The following is a 19,245-nucleotide window of genomic DNA, read 5'->3' on the forward strand; positions in this document are numbered from 1 at the left end:
TCCGTGCCCGACTGGACCCGCGAGGACTGGCTCGCGTTCGCCGACCGCCTTCTCGACGGTTCCCGCGTCTGGGCATCCGAGAACTTCGCCCGCATCACGCCGCCCGGAGCCTCCGGCGGCTACGGGCGCGACGTCGACGGGCTCGAGGGCTTCGCCCGTACGTTCCTGCTCGCCGGATTCCGCATCGCCGGTGCCCGCGGCGAGGGCGTCGATCAGCTGATCGCGGACTACTCCCGCGGCATCGTCGCCGGTGTCGACCCTGAGGCACCCGACCGCTGGGTGCGTCTCGACGAGCATGCGCAGGCCAAGGTCGAAGCGGCGTCGATCGCGCTGATCCTCGACATGACCCGCCCATGGATCTGGGACCGCCTCGACGCCGTCACGCAGGGGCGGCTGATCGACTATCTGGCACCCGTGGTCGGCGACGACACCTACCCGCAGACGAACTGGGTCTGGTTCCGCATCGTGGTCCAGACGTTCCTGCGCTCGGTCGGCGGCCCCTGGTCCCCGGCCGACATCGATGCGGATCTCGCTAGGCACGACTCGTTCGTCCGGCAGGGCGGCTGGCTCTCCGACGGCGACGAGCGCTCGTACGACCACTACGTCGGCTGGGCGCTGCACCTGTACCCGATCCTCTGGGCGCGCATGCAGGGCGCCGCCGACCTGGCGGACGGGCGGACGGCGAACGACGTCGCCCGCCTCGACGCCTATCTGCAGGATGCCGTGGCACTCGTCGGCGGCGACGGATCGCCGCTCATCCAGGGCCGCAGCCTCGTCTACCGGTTCGCGGCCGCCGCCCCGTTCTGGGCTGGCGCCTTCGCCGAGGTGCCGTCGGTTCCGCTCGGACGACTGCGCCGCGCGGCATCCGGCATCGTGTCGCACTTCGCCGACCACGGCGTTCCGAACGCCGACGGCCTGCTCGACCTCGGCTGGCACGGAGAATGGCGCCGCCTCGCGCAGAACTACTCCGGCACCGGCTCGCCCTACTGGGCCGTGAAGGGGATGCTGGGGATCGCCCTCCCCGCCGACCATCCGGTGTGGGCTGCCGAACCCGCCACGCTGCCGGTCGAGACCGCCGACGTGCTCCGGGTCGTGGAGAGTCCAGGCTGGATCATCTCGGCCACGCACGACGACGGCATCGTCCGCGTCATCAACCACGGCACCGACCACGCGAACGCCGGCGACCTCGTCGGGGATTCGCCGCTGTACACGAGGATCGGCTACTCCACGGCCGCGAGCCCGCTCCTGAACGGCGATGCGTGGCAGGAGCCGCTCGAGCAGTCAGTGGTACTGGTCCACATCGACGGCCGCGCGACGCATCGTGCCGGTATGGAACTGCTCGGCGTCCGCCGCGACGGCGACGCCGCGATCGCCGGATCCACCGCGCGGGCGCACTGGATCGCCCCGGCCGCCGTCCAGGTGCGCCACGGCTCCGGCATCACGGGCGACGTCGCGCTCGCCGGCGCCATCACGACGGTCTCCATCGTCCGCGGATCCTGGGAGGTGCGCCTGGTGCGCATCGACTCCCTCGAGCCGGGTGCGGAGCCTGCGGCCGTGCGCATCGGCGGCTGGGCGATCGCAGCGGATGCCGTGGCGATGGAGGCCGCAGGGGTCACCGCGCGAGCCGCGGCGAACGGCCGGGTCAGCGAGATCGTGGCGCTCACGCCCGGGGGAACGCCCAGCGTCGAGGAGCGCTTCGAGGCGAGCCCGCTCGGCCCGGTCGCCGGCGTGCCGGTGATCACGTACGCCCCGGTCGTCGGCAGGTGGATCGCCACGGCCGTCCGGCTCGCGGGAGACTCCTCGATCGCTGCGGCGCCGGACGTCGACGTCGCCGGCGACGTCGTCGCCGTCACGTGGCACGACGGCATCCGCACAGCGGCGGGTCTGGCCAGCGCAGATCTGGCCGCCGAACGACCGACAGACCCCCGGACCGACTGACCGTCCGGTACCCGACCCATCCCTGGGCCCACGCAATCGCAAAGGAGCAGCACCCCATGAACCGCAAGATCCTCGCCGCGGGCAGCATCGCAGCTGTCGCGGCTCTGACCCTGGCCGGCTGCAGCGCAGACTCCGGAGAGAGCACCGCCGATCCGGACGCGCCGGTCACGCTCAACGTCTCCGCATGGAGCATCGAGACGACGCCGGAGTTCCAGCTGCTGGCCGACGAGTTCGAGAAGAAGCACGACAACGTGAAGGTCGAGCTCAAGGAGTACGACCCTGCTGAGTACAACACGCTGGTGACGGCCGACCTCGCCGCCGGTTCCGGCCCCGACATCATCACTCAGAAGGAGGTCAAGTACGTCACCACCTTCCAGGAGGGCGGTCAGCTGCTGGACGTCTCCGACGTGGCGCTGCCGGACGGCATCGGGGGAGCGAGCTCCTATGAGGTCGACGGCACGGCGTTCGCGGTGCCATACCGCCAGGACTCGTGGGTGCTCTTCTACAACAAGGCGCTGTTCGACGCCGCGGGCGTCGAGTACCCGGACGGCTCCTGGACGTGGGAGGACTACGCGACCGCTGCCGAGGCGCTGACGACGGATGCCTCGAAGGGCGCCTACCTGCACAACTGGCAGTCCACCGTGCAGGGCTTCGCGAACGCGCAGACCGGCACCGACATCCTCGAGGGCGACTTCAGCAACCTCAAGGACTACTACGACAACACGCTGGCGCTGCAGGATGCCGGGGCGCAGGTCGATTTCAACACCGCCAAGGCCAACCAGCTGACCTACCAGGGCGAATTCGGCACGCAGAAGGCCGCGATGCTGCTCATGGGCACGTGGTACACCGCGACCCTGATCGCGCAGCAGGCCTCCGGTGAGGCCGGCGACTTCGAGTGGGGCATCGCTCCGGTGCCGCAGCTCGACGACTCGACCGCCGGTACCGACAACACGCCGGTGACCTTCGGCGACCCGACCGGGTTCGGCATCAACGCGAACATCGACTCCGCGAAGACGGACGCAGCCAAGGCGTTCCTCGAGTTCGCCGCATCGGAGGAGGCCGCGCAGCTGCTCGCCGGCATCGGCATCACGCCGGCGCTGACGAACGACGCGATCGCCGAGACCTACTTCGGCGTCGAGGGCGCGCCCACCGACGAACTGTCCGCCTTCGCGTGGGCGACGCACGAGACCCTGCCCGAGAACCCGACCTCGAGCAAGACCGCCACGATCCAGGGCATCCTCGCGGATCTGCACACCGCCGTGATGTCCGGAGCCGAGCCGATCGATGCCGCGATCACGACCGCCGAAGAGCGCGTGAAGAGCGAAGTCGGCCTCGACTGATCGACCGGGGGCGGCCCGCTGCGCTGGCCGTCCCCGACACACTCCACGCTTGCCCACAGGAGACGACATGACCACGACGGATGCCCCCGAGGCACCACCAGTCCCGCTGAAGCGCCGCCGCTCGGCGCTGCGCCGCCGCAACGCGCTGATCGGCTGGAGCTTCATCCTGCCGAACTTCGCCGGGTTCGGGTTCCTGACCCTGCTGCCCGTGCTGATCCTCTTCTACATGGCGTTCACGAACTGGAACGTGTTCGGCAAGGCCGACTGGGTGGGGATCGCGAACTTCCAGCGGCTGCTGGGCGACGGCAGCTTCCACATCGCGTTCTGGAACACCATCTACTACTCGGTCATGCACATCCCGCTGACCATCGTCGTGTCGCTGGGGCTGGCGCTGCTGTTGAACAACAAGCTGCGCGGCGTCGCGTTCTTCCGCACCGCGGCGTTCTTTCCGTACATCACCTCGATCGTCGCGATCGCGGTGGTGTGGAATCTGCTGTTCAGTCCCGACTACGGCCCCATCAACGAGATCCTCCGGGCCATCGGCATCCAGAACCCGCCGGGGTGGCTCACCTCGCCCGAGTGGGCGATGCCCGCCGTGGTGATCGTGTCGACCTGGCGCGACATGGGCTACTACATGATCCTGTTCCTCGCCGGGCTCCAGACCGTCCCGCGTGAACTGCACGAGGCCGCGCGCGTCGACGGTGCGAGCGTGTGGCAGCGGTTCGTGAACGTCACCCTGCCGTGCCTGCGGCCGACGATGTTCTTCGTCACCGTCATGCTCACGATCAACTCGTTCAAGATCTTCGACCTGATCCTCGTGATGACCGACGGCGGACCCGGCCAGGCGACGCTGGTGCTGTCGCAGTTCATCTACAAGAAGGGCTTCGAGGAATCGCAGTTCGGCTACGCGTCCGCCGCCGCTGTCGCGCTGTTCTTCCTCTGCATCCTCGTCACCATCGGGCAGTTCCTGTGGAACAAGAAGCGGAGCGCATGATGACTCAGACAGAACTCCTGGTCACCGGGCGCCGCCCGCTGCGCAAGCTGACCGATCCGGCCCCGCGGCGCTCGCGCGTCGGCACATCATCCACGCGCCGCCGCGTCGGCCGGGTCCTCGGCTACCTCGCGCTCGCCGTCTTCGCCGTCGGGCTGCTCCTGCCGTTCTTCTGGATGCTGATGAGCTCCCTGAAGACGGCGAACGAGGTGTTCTCGGTCCCCGTGGTGTGGATCCCCGAGACCTTCGTCTGGCAGAACTACATCGACATCTGGACCAAGGCGGACATGCTCACGTGGATCCGCAACACGCTGATCCTGGCGGTGTCGGTCACCTTCCTGCAGGTGCTGACCGGCTCCTTCGCCGCGTACGGATTCGCCCGGATGCGCTTCGCGGGTCGCGACATCCTCTTCCTCATCTACGTGGGGACGATCGCCGTGCCGTGGCAGTCGTACATGATCCCGCAGTTCATCCTGCTGTCGAACCTCAAGGTCTCCAACACGCTGTGGGCGATCATCCTGCTGCAGGCGTTCGGCGCCTTCGGCGTGTTCCTCATGAAGCAGTACTACGAGACGATCCCCGAAGAGCTCAGCGAGGCCGCACGTCTGGACGGCCTCAGCGAGTACGGCATCTGGCGCCGCATCATGCTGCCGCTGTCGGTCCCGGCCATCGCGAGCCTGTCGCTGCTCACCTTCGTGAACACCTGGAACGACTACCTCGGGCCGCTCATCTACTTGCGCAACCCGGATCTGTGGACCATCCAGCTCGGACTCAAGAGCTTCGTGAGCAACCTCTTCGACACGAACTACGCGCTGCTGTTCGCAGGACTCACGATCTCGGTCATCCCGATCGCGATCATCTTCCTGCTCGGGCAGAAGTACTTCGTCGAGGGCATCGCCACCAGCGGGATGAAGGGCTGAACCATGAAGCGCGTCTCGCACAGCACCTGGGCGACGATCCTCGGGGTCGTCTACCTCGGCCTCGCCGTGAACTTCCTCGTCCTCGTGGCGGCGGCGCCGTTGGTGGTGCTGCTCATGACCACGGATCCGGCGCACTCCTGGCCGCTGCTCGCGCTGGCGGCTCCGCTCGCCGCACCCGCACTGACCGGCGCGTTCGCGGCGTTCCGCGAGAACGCCGCGGGTGAGACGCAGGTGGTCCGCGCGTTCTGGCGCGGCTGGAAGGCGACCTGGCGCAAGGCGATGCTGCTCGGCCTCGTCGGGACGGCGCTCCTCGTCGTCCTGCTCGTGGATGTCCGCGCGGTCGCCGACACCCCGGCATCCGTCGTGGTCATCCCCGTCCTCGCGATCCTGACGCTGGTGACCCTGGCGGCGGGCCTCGTGGGACTCGGTGCGCTCGCCGAGGTGCCGACGGCGCGGATGCGGGATGCCGTCAAGGCGGCGCTGTACCTCGGCATCCGGCGCTGGTATCTGACGGCGCTGTCGTTCGCAGTGCTCGGCGTGCAGGCGGCGCTGTTCACCACCATGCCGGCCATCGCGATCGGACTCACCGCGGCGCCGGCGCTCTACGTCGTCTGGGCGAACGGCCGGTACGCGCTGCGTCCCGTGCTCGAGCTCGCCGAGGTGCAGGCGTGAGCGGTGTCGTGCGCACGGCGATGAGCGCCGACGTGTTCGACCTGCTCTTCGACGAACCGCGGATGCGGCGGCTGATCTCGCTGAGCTCGGCGGCGTCGCTGCGGTTCGACGACGGACCGGTCGGCGACACCGAGATCCTGCTGACTTCCTGGGGCGCGCCGCGGCTGGACGCGGCGGCCCTGGATCGGATGCCGCGACTGCGCGCCGTCGTGCATGCCGCCGGCAGCGTGCAGGATCTCGTCTCGGACGAGCTGTGGGACCGGGAGATCGTCGTCACCTCCGCGGCGGACGCCAACGCGGTGCCGGTCGCGGAGTTCGCGTTCGCATCGATCGTGCTCGCCTTCAAGCGCGCGTTCGCGCACGTCCGCAATCAGGAGCGCGAGTCCCTCGGGTGGGGAGATCTCGTGACGTCCGCCGCCTACGGGAGCGCGGGGCGCACGGTGGGCATCGTCGGCTTCTCGCGGATCGGACGCCGCGTGGTGCAGATGCTGCGTCAGATGGACGATGTCGCGGTGGTCGTGGCCGATCCCGTCGTCGATGCGTCGGCGGTCGCCGAGTCGGGGGCGCAGCTCGTGACGCTCCCCGAACTGCTGCGTCGGGCGGATGTGCTGTCGCTGCACGCGCCGGCGCTGGCGGAGACCCATCACATGATCGGTCGTGCCGAGCTCGCGGCCCTGCGCGACGGGGCGACGGTGATCAACACCGCTCGAGGATCGCTGATCGACCACGACGCCCTGTTCGATGCGTGCGCATCCGGGCGCATCGGCGCGGTGCTCGACGTGACGGATCCCGATCCGCTGCCGGTGGATGCTCCGCTGCGTCACCTGCCGAACGTCGCGCTGACGCCGCACATCGCCGGGTCCATGGGCACCGACGTGCGACGGCTCGCGGACGCCGCCCTCGACGACGTCGAGGCGCTGCTCGCGGGGGAGACGCTGCCCTGGGCGATCACGCGCCGGGACATGCAGGTCAGCGCGTAGCCCCTGATCCCCGCGAGACGTGCTTTGCGGGGTGAGACGGGGCCAGGCTGGCCAAATCTCACCCCGCAAGGTAAGTCTCGCGAATAGGTGGGCCGTCACCGCACGGTCTGCAGCGCCGCCCACAACTCGGCCCTGGCGGGGAATGTCGACAGGTCGGTGCCGAGCAGCGCTGACGCCTGCGCGATGCGCGTGCGCAGGGTGTGGCGATGGATGCCGAGCGCGACCGCCGCCTGCTCGAACCGCGCGTCGTGCTGGAGCCACACCCGCAGCGCCTCCTCCAACCCGTCGTGCGCGCGCAGCGGTGCCAGCCGCGCCTCGGCGACCAGCCGAGCCTCGTCGGTCGCGAACGCGGACAGGATGCTCGACGCGACCGTGTCCGCATAGCGCACAGCCCCGGTGCCGCCGTGCCGCTGCGCGGCCAGCGCCTGAGCGTGCGCACGGGAGAACGCCGCGTATCCGTCCGGCTCGGAGACTCCGAGGCGGATGCCGAACCGCTCGGCGATCTCGTCGAACACGCCGGCGTCCTCCGCGGACGCGCACATCACGACGCCGTCGTCCGTCGATGCGCCGAACAGTGCCGTCCCGGCATCCGTCCTCGTCCGCTCCCACCACTCCTCCAGCGCTTCGACGGGTGCGTCGGCATCCGCCACGGCGACGACGATCGGGGCGTGCGGGAGCGAGCCGAGCACGCGACGCGCGAGCGTCGGGTCGTCCAGCATCAGCGATGCCAGCACCTGGGCGTGCAGGCGCCGGCGGCGGCGCGCGAACTGCTCGTTCTGCTCGAGTGCGAGGCCCGCCATCGCGATCACCGAGGTGACCACGGCGCGCGCCTCGGCATCCAGCGATGCCGTCGCGATCGCGATGACGCCGCGCAGGTGCCCGGTCCGGCCGAGTGTGAAGAGCGTGTACGACTCGGACCCCAGCGTCAGGGACTGGCCGGCCTGACCCCCGCGCGCGATGAGGTCGGTCGCCCTGGCGGCGAGGACCTCGGCATCCGCCGCGGCGAGCAGGCCTTGCGGATGCTCGTGCACGAGGACGCCGGCGGCGTCGAACATCCCGGTCCAGCGCTCCAGGCGCCTGGCGAGTTCGGTCAGCGTCGCGAACAGGCCGCGCGGGCGCAGGGCCGCCACCGCCAGAGCGCGCTGCGTGTCCAGCGCCCACGTCCGCCGGGCGTAGGCCTGGGCGGCGATCGCCTCGGAATGCGCACGCGCCACCGCGATGAACGGGGTGTCGTACGGCACCTCGAACAGCGGCATCCGAAGGGCGGCGCACGCGGCGATCAGTTCGTCGGGGATGCCGGAGCGGTGCACCTCGGTGCCGAACCCGAGTCCCACGACGCCGCGCTCGTGCAGCCGCCGCACGTAGGCATGGACGCCGTCGGCCGTGTCGAACTGAGATCCGGTCGTGAGCAGCGCGAGCTCGTCGGCGAGGAACGGCGTCGGATCGGCCAGGTCGGAGGAGTGCACCCAGCGCAGCGGCAGATCCAGGGCGCCGTCCGGCAGCGTCCGCTCGTCCGAGATCAGGCGCAGTCCGAGGTCGCGGCGTCCCAGGAGCGCTCGCAGCGTCGGCTGATCCATGAGACCCCTTTTCCGCCCCGCCCGGGGTTGTACAGGCGGGCGAACACCTGAGACAGATTGTACAGAGCGGCGAGTGCGCGGGGCATCCGCCTCGGCCTACGCTCGCCGCATGGCACTTCTCGAGACCGCAACCGCTGCTCTGCCCCTCGGGGGACCCGACCTCCCACAGGAGCGTCGCCTGGTCACCGAGCTCCCCGGCCCCCGCTCGGCCGCGATCCTCGCGCGCAAGGCGGATGCCGTGCCCGCCGGCGTCGGCCACACAATCCCGGTGGCCGCCGTCGCGGCGGGTGGCGGAGTCGTCGTCGATGCCGACGGCAACTCGCTCATCGACCTGGGCAGCGGTATCGCCGTCACCACGGTCGGCAACGCGCATCCGAAGATCGCCGCGGCGGTCGCCGCACAGGCCGCGCAGTTCACGCACACCTGCTTCATGATCTCGCCGTACGAGTCGTACATCGAGGTCGCCGAGGCGCTGAACCGACTCACCCCCGGCGGCTTCGCGAAGAAGACCGCGCTGTTCAACTCCGGCGCCGAGGCCGTCGAGAACGCGATCAAGATCGCCCGCAAGCACACCGGTCGCCCGGCCGTCGTGGCGTTCGACCACGGATACCACGGCCGCACCAACCTGACCATGGCGCTGACCGCGAAGGCCATGCCGTACAAGAGCGGCTTCGGCCCGTTCGCCCCCGAGGTCTACCGCGCCACCGCGTCGTACCCCTTCCGCGACGGACTCGCAGGCGCCGAGGCGGCAGCCCGCGCGATCGGTCAGCTCGAGAAGCAGATCGGCGCCGACAATCTCGCCGCGGTGATCATCGAGCCGATCCAGGGCGAGGGCGGATTCATCGTCCCGGCCGACGGCTTCCTGCCCGCGATCGTCGACTGGTGCCGCGCGAACGGCGTCGTCTTCATCGCCGACGAGGTGCAGACCGGCTTCGCCCGCACCGGCGCGATGTTCGCCAGCGAGCTGTTAGGCATCGAGCCCGACCTGGTCACGACGGCCAAGGGCATCGCTGGCGGACTGCCGCTGGCGGCCGTCACCGGCCGCGCCGAGGTCATGGACGCCTCGCACGCGGGCGGTCTCGGGGGCACCTACGGCGGCAACCCGATCGCGTGCGCCGCCGCGCTCGCCGCGATCGACGTCTTCGAGAACGACGGCCTCATCGAGCGCGCCCGCGAGATCGGGGCGATCCTCGAAGGCCGGCTCGCCGAGATCCAGCAGGGCGATGCGCGGATCGGCGACATCCGCGGGCACGGCGCCATGATCGCCGCCGAGTTCGTGGATCCCGAGACCAAGGCTCCGGATGCCGCGCTCACCGCGGCCGTTGCGAAGGCCGCCATCGCGCAGGGCGTCATCGTGCTCACGTGCGGCACCTACGGCAACGTGATCCGGTTCCTGCCGCCGCTCTCGATCGGCGACGACCTGCTGAACGAGGGCCTCGACATCATCGCCGAGGCGCTGGCCGCGAACCCGGCCGCCTCCTAGAACGTCCGGTCGCGACTCGGATCGGGGGATTCCGAGTCGCGACCGGCGACTGCGTGCACGACGCAGACGCACCAACCGCAGCATCCGAAGACGCACCATCAACGCAACCAACGAAGGAGCAGCCCTCATGGCCGAGATCTCACGCGACGTCGTCGTCATCGGTGCCGGAGCCGCCGGGCTCACGGCGGCCAACGACCTGCGCAAGGCGGGCTTCTCCGTGGCCGTCCTCGAGGCGCGCGATCGGGTCGGCGGGCGCCTGTGGACCGACGTGATCGACACCGCGATGCTGGAGATCGGCGGCCAGTGGGTCTCGCCCGACCAGGACGCGCTGATCGATACGATCGCCGAACTGGGACTCGAGACCTTCAGCCGCTACCGCGACGGCGACAGCGTCTACGTCGGCCCCGATGGTGTCGCGCGTCGCTTCACCGGTGAGATGTTCCCGGTCGCGCCCGAGACCGAGCGCGCGATCGGTGAGATCACCGAGCGCCTGGATGCGATGGTCGCCGAGATCGACCCGGACCGGCCCTGGGAGCACCCGAACGCGCAGGCGTGGGATGAGATCTCCTGGGATGCGTGGCTGCGGGAGCAGACCGACGACGACGAGGCCGTCCGCAATCTCGCCTTCGCCACCGGTTCCGCGATGCTCACCAAGCCGACGCACGCGTTCTCGCTGCTGCAGTCGCTGCTCATGGCGGCATCAGCCGGGTCATACTCGAACCTGGTCGACGCCGACTTCATCCTCGACAAGCGCGTGGTCGGCGGACTGCAGCAGGTGCCGCTGCTGCTCGCCGAACGCCTCGGCGACGACGTGCTGCTGAACCAGCCGGTGCGGAGTCTCGAATGGAGCGACCCTTCGGCGGGCTCAGGGCAGGCCGCAGGCTCGGGGCAGGCCGGCACCGGCGGGCCAGGCGTGGTGGCCACGACGGACGAGCACACGGTCCGCGCGCGCTTCGCGATCCTCGCCCATGCGCCGATCCTGTACAACCGCATCTCGTTCGTCCCGCCCCTGCCGCGCCGGCAGCACCAGATGCACCAGCACATCTCGATGGGCTTCGTCATCAAGGTGCACGCCGTGTACGACCGGCCGTTCTGGCGCGAGGCAGGGCTCAGCGGAACCGCCTTCAGCCCGTACGAGCTGTCGCACGAGGCCTACGACAACACGAACCACGGCGATGAGCGGGGAACGCTCGTCGGATTCGTCTCCGACCGCAACGCCGACGGCGTGTTCGAGCTCAGCGCCGAGGAGCGCAAGGAGCGCATCCTCGAATCCCTGTCGCACTACTACGGGCCGGAGGCCAAGAACCCCGTCGTGTACTACGAGAGCGACTGGGGGAGCGAGGAGTGGACGCGCGGCGCCTACGCCGCCAGCTTCGACCTCGGCGGCCTGCACCGCTACGGGGCGGACCTGCGCACTCCGGTCGGACCGATCCACTTCGCCTGCAGCGACATGGCCGGTGCCGGGTACCAGCACGTCGACGGCGCCATCCGCATGGGGCACCTGGTGGCGACGAACATCGTCGACGCGAGTCGTGCCGCCGGCGAGGTCGGCTGATGACCGGCGCGATCGTCGTCGGCTACACGGCGACGGATGCCGGCGCGGATGCCGCGGCGCTCGGAGCGCGCCTCGCACGGGGCTTCGGCGCCCGGGTGCACCTGGTGATGGTGCTGCCCAACGAGGGCACGCGCAGCGCCGCCGTCCCGCCGGAGCGCGCGTACGAGGACGTCCTGCGCGGTCAGGCGAGGAAATGGCTGTCCGATGCCGCGGCCACACTGCCGCCCGAGCTCTCCCGCACCGGTCACGTGCGCTTCGCGGAGTCGTTCGCGGCCGGCCTCGTCGCCGCGGGCGAGGAGTTCGGCGCTCGGGTGATCGTCGTGGGTGCTGCCGGCGGCGGCCTGTTCGGGCGGCATCGCCTGGGCAGCGTGGCCTCCGAGCTGCTGCACTCGTCGACGATTCCGGTGGCGCTCGCTCCGGCCGGGTTCGCCCAGGAGGACGACCACGCCATTCCGCGGGTGACGGCGGCCATCGGCATCCGGCCAGGGGCTGATGCGCTGCTCGATGAAGCGGCCGCCGTCGCGACGGATGCGGGGGTTCCCCTGCGGCTCGTGTCGCTGATGTCGTTCGACGTTCCCCCGGGCCTCGACACCGCGGCGATCCGCGTCGTCCAGGACGGCCATGCGGAGTCCGTGCTCGAGAAGGCGGCCGCGGCCGTCCCCGCAGGCCTCTCGCCCACGATCGAGCAGGCCGTGGGCGACAGCGTCGAGGATGCCGTCGCACACCTGTCCTGGCTCCCCGGCGAGGTCATCCTCGTCGGCTCGTCGCGGCTCGCACAGCCTCGTCGACTGTTCCTCGGCTCGACGGCGGCGAAGATGCTGCACGAGCTGCCCGTACCCATGATCGTCGTACCGCGCACCCGCGCCGAAGCAGGAGACCGCTGATGACCAGCACCCCTCGGGCGATGGGGCCCGAATCCACCGTCACGACGGGCATCTCGCAGAAGGGCCTCAGGGCGGGCGCCGTCGGCGTGATCGGCGCGGTCGTGATCGGCGTCTCCACGATCGCGCCCGCGTACACGCTCACCGCCTCGCTCGGCCCGACCGTCGCCGAAGTGGGCACGCAGGTGCCGGCGATCATCCTCGTCGGTTTCATCCCGATGCTGCTGACCGCGTTCGGCTACCGAGAGCTCAACCGCGTGATGCCGGACTCCGGCACCTCGTTCACGTGGGGCGTCCGGGCGTTCGGGCCGTGGATCGGCTGGATGACCGGCTGGGGACTGATCGCGGCGACCGTGATCGTGCTGTCGAATCTCGCTGGAATCGCGGTGGAGTTCCTGTTCCTGCTGATCTCGCAGCTCACCGGCAACCCCGGCATCGCGGATCTGGCCTTCAACCCGATCATCAACGTGGTCGTCTGCCTGCTGTTCATGCTCGGCGCGACGCTGGTGTCGTACCGCGACATGCAGACCACGCAGAAGTTCCAGTACGTCCTGGTCGGCTTCCAGGTCGCCGTGCTCGTCGTGTTCGCCGTGGTCGCGATCGTCAAGGCGATGCAGGGCGACGCCCCGGATCCCACCGCGTTTTCGTGGTCGTGGTTCAACCCGTTCGAGGTGCCGACCTTCAGCGCGTTCGCCGCCGGCCTCTCGCTGTCGATCTTCATCTTCTGGGGCTGGGACGTCGTGCTCACCATGAACGAGGAGACCAAGAACCCCGAGAAGACACCGGGGCGCGCAGCACTGGTCACCGTCGTCGTCGTCGTGAGCCTGTACCTGCTGCTCTCGATCGGCCTCATGATGTTCGCCGGCGTCGGCACCGGTGAGCTCGGGCTGGCGAACGAGGGGATCTCCGCGAACGTGTTCTTCGCGCTCTCCGACCCGGTGCTCGGCCCGCTCGCGTTCCTCGTCTCGCTCGCGGTGCTGTCGAGCTCCGCCGCCTCCCTGCAGTCCACGGCCGTCGGACCGGCCAGGACTCTGCTCGCCATGGGCCACTACGGCGCGCTGCCGAAGAGCTTCGCTCGTGTCAGCCCGCGGTTCTTCACACCGGGCTACGCCACGATCGTGTCGGCGGTCGTCGCGAGCGTCTTCTACGCCGTCATGCGCCTGGTGAGCGAGAACGTGCTCACCGACACGATCCTGTCGCTGGGCATGATGATCTGCTTCTACTACGGCCTCACCGCGTTCGCGTGCGTGTGGTATTTCCGCAAGCAGTGGTTCGACTCGGCGCGCAGCTTCTTCTTCACGCTGCTGTTCCCGCTCGTGGGAGGGATGATCCTCGCGGTGCTGTTCGTCACGACGCTGGTCGACTCGATCGACCCCGACTACGGCAGCGGCTCCAGCGTCGGCGGCGTCGGACTCGTGTTCGTGCTCGGCGTGACAATCATCGGCGTCGGCATCGTGATCATGATCTGGAACGCCATCCGCCGCCCCGCCTTCTTCCGCGGCGAGACCCTGGCGATGGACGCCCCGCCGAGCGCGCACCGCCGCTGAACCGACCGACGAGTGACGAAAGAGAGATGATGATGACCGCTTCCCTCGCCCCGAACGAGCAGGCGCTGCTCGACAGCGTTCCTGCAGGGATCTACATCGACGGGACCTGGCAGGATGCCGCGGGCGGCCGCACGTTCGACGTGCACGACCCGGCCACGAACGCCGTGATCCGCCAGGTGGCCGACGCGACGCCGGAGGACGGCATCCGGGCTCTGGATGCCGCCGTCGCCGCCCAGGACGCCTGGGCCGCGACGCCGCCGCGCACCCGCAGCGACATCCTGCGCCGCGCGTTCGATCTCGTGCAGGTGCACAAGGAGGACCTCGCGCTGCTCATGACCCTCGAGATGGGCAAGCCGCTGGCCGAGGCCCGCGGTGAGGTCGTCTACGGCGGCGAGTTCCTGCGGTGGTTCAGCGAGGAGGCCGTCCGGATCTCCGGCCGGTACGGCATCAACCCCGAGGGCACCGGCCGCATGGTCGTCTCGCAGCGCCCTGTGGGCCCGTCGTTCTTCATCACGCCGTGGAACTTCCCGTTCGCCATGGCGACCCGCAAGATCGCACCGGCGCTCGCCGCCGGGTGCACGGTCGTGATCAAGCCGCCGGCGCTGACGCCGCTCACCACGATGTTCTTCGTGAAGCTGCTCGAGGAGGCTGGACTCCCCGCCGGGGTCGTCAACGTCGTGCAGACGTCGTCGTCGTCGAAGCTGTCTGCGCCGATCATCGCGGACCCGCGGCTGCGCAAACTGTCGTTCACCGGGTCGACCGAGGTCGGCCGCAAGCTCATCGCGCAGGCCGCCGAGGGTGTGCTCCGGGTGTCGATGGAGCTCGGCGGCAACGCGCCGTTCGTCGTCTTCGAGGACGCCGACCTGGACAAGGCCGTCGACGGGGCGATGGCGGCGAAGTTCCGCAACATCGGCCAGGCCTGCACGGCGGCGAACCGCTTCATCGTGCACGCCGCCGTCGCCGAGGAGTTCGCCGACCGGGTCGCCGAGCGCGTCAGGGCGATGAAGATCGGACGCGGCACCGAAGACGGCGTCGCGATCGGGCCGCTCATCGACGAGGATGCCGTCGCGAAGGCGTCCGAACTCGTCGGCGACGCCGTGTCGCGCGGCGCCCGTGTCCTCGCCGGAGGCAACGCGATCGAGGGCACCGGCACCTTCTACGAGCCGACCGTCATCACCGACGTCGCGGCGGGTAGCGACATCCTCCGCGAGGAGATCTTCGGCCCGGTACTGGCGATCGCGACCTTCGACACCGAGGAGGAGGCCGTCCGCCTCGCCAACGACACCGAGTACGGGCTCGTCTCGTACGTGTTCACCGAGGACCTCGCCAGAGGGCACCGCATGATCGATGCGCTGGAGACCGGCATGATGGGCCTGAACGTGGGCGTCGTCTCGAACGCCGCCGCACCGTTCGGCGGAGTGAAGCAGTCGGGTGTCGGCCGCGAGGGCGGTTTCGAAGGCATCCACGAGTACCTGTCCACGAAGTACACCCTGATCCCGAACTGAGGCTCATCGCTCGTCGAGCGAGCACAGCGAGTCGAAACGCCCGAATTGAGAGGACGCATCATGACCGAGTACGCCGTCATCAACCCGGCCACCGGCGAGACCGTCGCCGAGTACGACACCGCCACGGACGCGCAGATCGAGGATGCCGTGGCCCGCGCGGCCGCGGCGGCGAAGACCTGGGGCGCGACGCCGCCGGCCGAGCGCGCCGCCGTCATCCGCCGCATCGCCGAGCTGCACCGCGAGCGCCGCGACGAGTTCGCCGCGATCATGGTGCGCGAGATGGGCAAGCCGATCGCCGCCGCGGTCGGGGAGGTCGATTTCGCGGCCGACATCGTCGAGTTCTACGCCGACAACATCGACAGGCTCACGGCCGATCAGCCACTGGAGATCCTGGGCGAGGGGACCGCGGTGATCCGCCGCGCACCGCTGGGTGCGCTGCTGGGGATCATGCCGTGGAACTTCCCGGCGTACCAGGTGGCGCGCTTCGCCGCGCCGAACCTCGCGAACGGCAACACGATCATCCTCAAGCACGCGCCGCAGTGCCCGGAGTCGGGTGCCTTCCTGGAGAAGATCTACGCGGATGCCGGGCTTCCCGACGGCGGATACGTCAACGTCTACGCCACGAACGAACAGGCGGCGACGATCATCGCCGACTCGCGCGTGCAGGGCGTCTCGATCACGGGATCGGAGCGTGCCGGCGCCGCCGTCGCCGAGGTCGCAGGACGCAACCTGAAGAAGGTCGCGCTGGAGCTCGGCGGTTCGGACCCGTTCATCGTGCTGTCGACGGACGATCTGGATGCCGTGGTGCAGGCCGCCGTCGATGCGCGCATCGACAACAACGGCCAGTCCTGCAACGGGGCCAAGCGGTTCATCGTGGTCGACGGGCTGTACGACGCGTTCGCAGCGAAGTTCACCGCCGCGCTGGCGGCGATCACGGCGGAGGACCCGGCGCAGGAGGACACGGTCCTCGGCCCGCTGTCCTCGCTCGCGGCGGCCGAGCGCCTGCAGGAGCAGATCGACACCGCGATCGCGCAGGGCGCCACGCTGCTCACGGGCGGCACGCGGCAGGGCGCATTCTTCGCCCCGACGCTGCTCGCCGATGTGACGGACCAGATGGACGTGTACGGCGAGGAGCTGTTCGGCCCCGCCGGTGTCGTCTACCGCGTCGCCGACGAGGACGCCGCTGTCGCCCTGGCGAACGACACCTCGTTCGGCCTCGGTTCGTATGTCTTCACGACGGATGCCGAGCAGGCCGAGCGCGTCGCGAACGCGATCGAGGCCGGCATGGTCTACGTCAACCTCGTCCTGGCGGACAGCCCAGAGCTGCCGTTCGGCGGAGTGAAGCGCAGCGGCACCTCGCGTGAGCTGGGTCTGCTCGCCGCCGACGAATTCGTCAACAAGAAGCTCATCCGCGTCGCGTAGTCCGCGAGACTTGGTTTGCGGGGCGAGACCTGGCTGGACAGGCCAAGTCTCACACCGCAACGTACGTTTCGCGGACGCAGCGCGACGCGCTCGCCCGGCGCTACCGTTGAGGCATGTGCCATGTCCGCAACGAGGAGCGCCGTGAAGGCTGAACGCGTCACCCGCACGCAAGCCGTGGTCGACGGGCTGCTCGACGAGATCATCGCCGGGCGGCTCGTCGCCGGCGAACCGCTTCCGCCGGAGGGCGACCTCGCCGAGGGGCTGGGCGTATCGCGTCTGACTCTGCGGGAGGGCGTCCGCCTGCTGCAGGCGCAGGGCGTGATCGTGCCGGTACCCGGCAGCCGTCATCGGATCGCTCCGGTCGACGAGTGGACCGGGCTGGAAGCCGTCGTCCGATACTCGCGCAGCGGGGGTGCGCGCCGCCGAGCGGCGCTCGACCTGCTCGACATGCGCGTCATGTTCGAGACGGGCGCGGCGGAACTCGCCGCACCGCGCAGCACCGACGAGCACATCAGTGCTCTCGAGGGGGCGCTGAAGCGGATGCAGGATGCGCACGCGAACGGAGACGTCCCCGGGTTCGTCGATGGCGACCTCGCCTTCCACGACGTGATCTTCCAGGCCGCGGACAACCGCATCCTGGTGGCGTCGGTCCGCCCGCTCACGGCCCTGCTGCAGGAGTCGCGCAGCGAGACCAGCGCGGTGTTCGAGATCCGCGAGCACGCTCTCGTCGAGCACGAGGCGGTGCTCGAGGCGATGCGGACCCGGTCGGCGGATGCGGCGCGGGAGGCGATGGCGAGTCACATGCGCCAGACCCGAGCGGACCTGCTGCACTACGTGCAGGGCGCCTGAGCTCGCCGCATCCTTCCGCGAGACGCGCTTTGCGGCGTGAGCGCGGCCGCCCCAGGCGCGTCTCGCGCTGCAGCGCACGTCTCGCGGGTGTGTGGTTTGCATGCGCGGGGATCGAGGCGTATCCTCGTTATCTGATATCGGATATCCCCCCCCCCGAACGAAGGAGTTCCTCGTGCACATCGACGCGCTGCTCGCGCCTCTGCCTGCCCCCGTCGCGGTCGATGCCGCGACCGTCGCGGACGCGCGTGACCCCCGGGACGTCCTCGTCGTGCTGGACGACGACCCCACCGGAACGCAGTCGGTCGCGCATCTCCCGGTTCTCACCCGCTGGGAGCGCGAGGACCTCGACGGCGCCTTCGCAACGGGCGCCGCAGCCGTGTACGTCCTCACGAACACGCGTTCTCTCGACGAGGACACCGCGGCCCGCCGCAATCGAGAGGTCGTCGCCGTCGCCCTCGCCGCCGCCGAGGCCGCTGGACGCCAGGTGACCTTCGTGTCCCGCAGCGATTCGACGCTGCGGGGCCACTTCCCGCTCGAGACCGATGTGCTCGCGGCGGAGATCGCCGCGCACGGCGCGAAGGCACCCGAGCTGACGCTCCTGGTGCCGGCGTTCCCCGAGGCCGGGCGCATCACGGTCGACTCCGTGCACTACTGGGTCGTCGGCGGCGAAGCGACGCCGGTCGGCGAGACGCCGTTCGCTGAGGACGCGACCTTCGGATTCTCCTCGTCCGACCTGCGCGACTGGGTGGCCGAGAAGACCGCCGGGCGCATCCCCGCCGCCGAAGTCGCCGCGCTCACGATCGCGATCATCCGATCCGGCGTCGATGCCGTGACGTCGTTCCTGCGCGAGCTGCCGACGGGCACCGTCGTCGCCGTCGACGTCGTCGAGGAATCCGACATGCGCGTCGTGGCGCTCGCCCTGAACGCGCTCGGCGATCTCGGCGTCCTGCTGCGCGTCGGCCCGCCGTACGTGCGCGCCCACATCGGTCAGGAGATCGCGCGACCGGTCGACGCCGCGGACATCCCGTTCGCCCATCACCGAGGCGGGCTCGTCGTCGTGGGCAGCCACGTCCCGCTCACGACGCAGCAGCTGGACGAGCTCCGACGCGCACGGCCCGGGACCGCGACCGTCGAGCTCGACGTCCGCAGCCTCATCGACGACCGCCGCGAAGCGCATCTGGATGCCCAGTCGCGCACCGTCGCCGAGGCGCTCGAATCGGGCACCGTGATCGTCCACACCACGCGCGAACTCGTGACGGGGGCCAGCGGCGACGCGAGTCTGGAGATCGCCAGGCAGGTCTCCAGCGGAGTCGTCGAACTCGTCCGCCGCGTCCTCGCGATCGCCCCGCCCCGATTCGTGATCGCGAAGGGCGGCATCACCTCCAGCGATGTCGCGAGCGAAGCGCTCGAGATCCGTAGGGCGACGGTCCTCGGACCGATGCTCCCCGGCATCGTCTCGCTGTGGCAGCCCGAGACGGGCCCCGCCGTCGGCATTCCCTACATCGTCTTCGCCGGCAACGTCGGCGTCGCAGACTCCCTCGCCCGCGTCGTCTCGACGCTGGCGGACGACTGATCCTTCTGAAAG

The 19,245-nt window shown here is 70.0% G+C and carries 15 protein-coding genes; 14 read left to right on the plus strand and 1 reads right to left on the minus strand.

What is annotated here, in order from left to right; translation table 11 throughout:
* Positions 1-3 precede the first annotated feature (3 nt).
* The 6 genes from M2317_RS07120 to M2317_RS07145 all read left to right on the plus strand — a co-directional run bounded on the left by M2317_RS07120 (position 4) and on the right by M2317_RS07145 (position 6,841).
* A complete protein-coding gene (locus M2317_RS07120) occupies positions 4-1,938 on the plus strand; it encodes a DUF2264 domain-containing protein (RefSeq protein WP_429458665.1) in 1,935 nt (644 codons plus the stop codon).
* 56 nt (positions 1,939-1,994) lie between these two features.
* Positions 1,995-3,278 carry an ABC transporter substrate-binding protein gene (locus M2317_RS07125; protein ID WP_429458667.1) on the plus strand — a complete coding sequence of 428 codons (1,284 nt, stop codon included), beginning with the start codon at positions 1,995-1,997 and terminating at the stop codon, positions 3,276-3,278.
* 67 nt (positions 3,279-3,345) lie between these two features.
* Positions 3,346-4,272, plus strand: a complete 927-nt coding sequence (locus M2317_RS07130; RefSeq protein WP_429458669.1) for a carbohydrate ABC transporter permease — start codon at positions 3,346-3,348, stop codon at positions 4,270-4,272.
* The gene (locus tag M2317_RS07135) at positions 4,269-5,189 is read left to right on the plus strand and encodes a carbohydrate ABC transporter permease (protein ID WP_429458671.1); all 921 of its coding nucleotides are present in this window, start codon (positions 4,269-4,271) and stop codon (positions 5,187-5,189) included. The genes M2317_RS07130 and M2317_RS07135 overlap by 4 nt, the downstream gene beginning before the upstream one ends.
* A 3-nt stretch (positions 5,190-5,192) precedes the next feature.
* On the plus strand, positions 5,193-5,861 hold the full coding sequence (locus M2317_RS07140) for a DUF624 domain-containing protein (protein ID WP_429458673.1): 669 nt from the start codon (positions 5,193-5,195) through the stop codon (positions 5,859-5,861).
* Positions 5,858-6,841 (plus strand): hydroxyacid dehydrogenase, encoded by a 984-nt coding sequence (locus M2317_RS07145; RefSeq protein WP_429458675.1) that lies wholly within the window; start codon positions 5,858-5,860, stop codon positions 6,839-6,841. The genes M2317_RS07140 and M2317_RS07145 overlap by 4 nt, the downstream gene beginning before the upstream one ends.
* A gap of 95 nt (positions 6,842-6,936) precedes the next feature.
* Here M2317_RS07145 and M2317_RS07150 read toward each other — a convergent pair whose 3' ends face one another.
* Positions 6,937-8,418 (minus strand): PucR family transcriptional regulator, encoded by a 1,482-nt coding sequence (locus M2317_RS07150; RefSeq protein ID WP_429458677.1) that lies wholly within the window; start codon positions 8,416-8,418, stop codon positions 6,937-6,939.
* A 109-nt stretch (positions 8,419-8,527) separates the two neighbouring features.
* Here M2317_RS07150 and gabT point away from each other — a divergent pair, with 109 nt between their 5' ends.
* The 8 genes from gabT (at position 8,528) to M2317_RS07190 (ending at position 19,233) form a co-directional block, all read left to right on the plus strand.
* Positions 8,528-9,901 (plus strand): 4-aminobutyrate--2-oxoglutarate transaminase, encoded by a 1,374-nt coding sequence (gene gabT / locus M2317_RS07155; protein ID WP_429458678.1) that lies wholly within the window; start codon positions 8,528-8,530, stop codon positions 9,899-9,901.
* Positions 9,902-10,028: 127 nt separating this feature from the next.
* Positions 10,029-11,456: a flavin monoamine oxidase family protein gene (locus M2317_RS07160; RefSeq protein ID WP_429458680.1), complete on the plus strand. Its 1,428-nt coding sequence runs from the start codon at positions 10,029-10,031 to the stop codon at positions 11,454-11,456.
* Positions 11,456-12,340: a universal stress protein gene (locus tag M2317_RS07165; RefSeq protein ID WP_429458681.1), complete on the plus strand. Its 885-nt coding sequence runs from the start codon at positions 11,456-11,458 to the stop codon at positions 12,338-12,340. Before M2317_RS07160 ends, M2317_RS07165 begins: the two co-directional genes overlap by 1 nt.
* Positions 12,340-13,884 carry an APC family permease gene (locus tag M2317_RS07170; protein ID WP_429458683.1) on the plus strand — a complete coding sequence of 515 codons (1,545 nt, stop codon included), beginning with the start codon at positions 12,340-12,342 and terminating at the stop codon, positions 13,882-13,884. Before M2317_RS07165 ends, M2317_RS07170 begins: the two co-directional genes overlap by 1 nt.
* A 32-nt stretch (positions 13,885-13,916) precedes the next feature.
* Positions 13,917-15,389, plus strand: coding sequence for an NAD-dependent succinate-semialdehyde dehydrogenase (locus tag M2317_RS07175; protein WP_429458685.1), 1,473 nt, complete (start codon positions 13,917-13,919; stop codon positions 15,387-15,389).
* A gap of 60 nt (positions 15,390-15,449) precedes the next feature.
* Complete coding sequence (locus M2317_RS07180; protein ID WP_429458686.1) at positions 15,450-16,811, plus strand: aldehyde dehydrogenase family protein; 1,362 nt, start codon at positions 15,450-15,452, stop codon at positions 16,809-16,811.
* Between the two features lie 141 nt (positions 16,812-16,952).
* A complete protein-coding gene (locus M2317_RS07185; RefSeq protein ID WP_429458687.1) occupies positions 16,953-17,660 on the plus strand; it encodes a FadR/GntR family transcriptional regulator in 708 nt (235 codons plus the stop codon).
* A gap of 172 nt (positions 17,661-17,832) precedes the next feature.
* Positions 17,833-19,233 (plus strand): four-carbon acid sugar kinase family protein, encoded by a 1,401-nt coding sequence (locus M2317_RS07190; RefSeq protein ID WP_429458689.1) that lies wholly within the window; start codon positions 17,833-17,835, stop codon positions 19,231-19,233.
* Positions 19,234-19,245 lie beyond the last annotated feature (12 nt).

The organism is Microbacterium sp. ZKA21 (assembly GCF_050434165.1).
GTDB lineage: Bacteria > Actinomycetota > Actinomycetes > Actinomycetales > Microbacteriaceae > Microbacterium.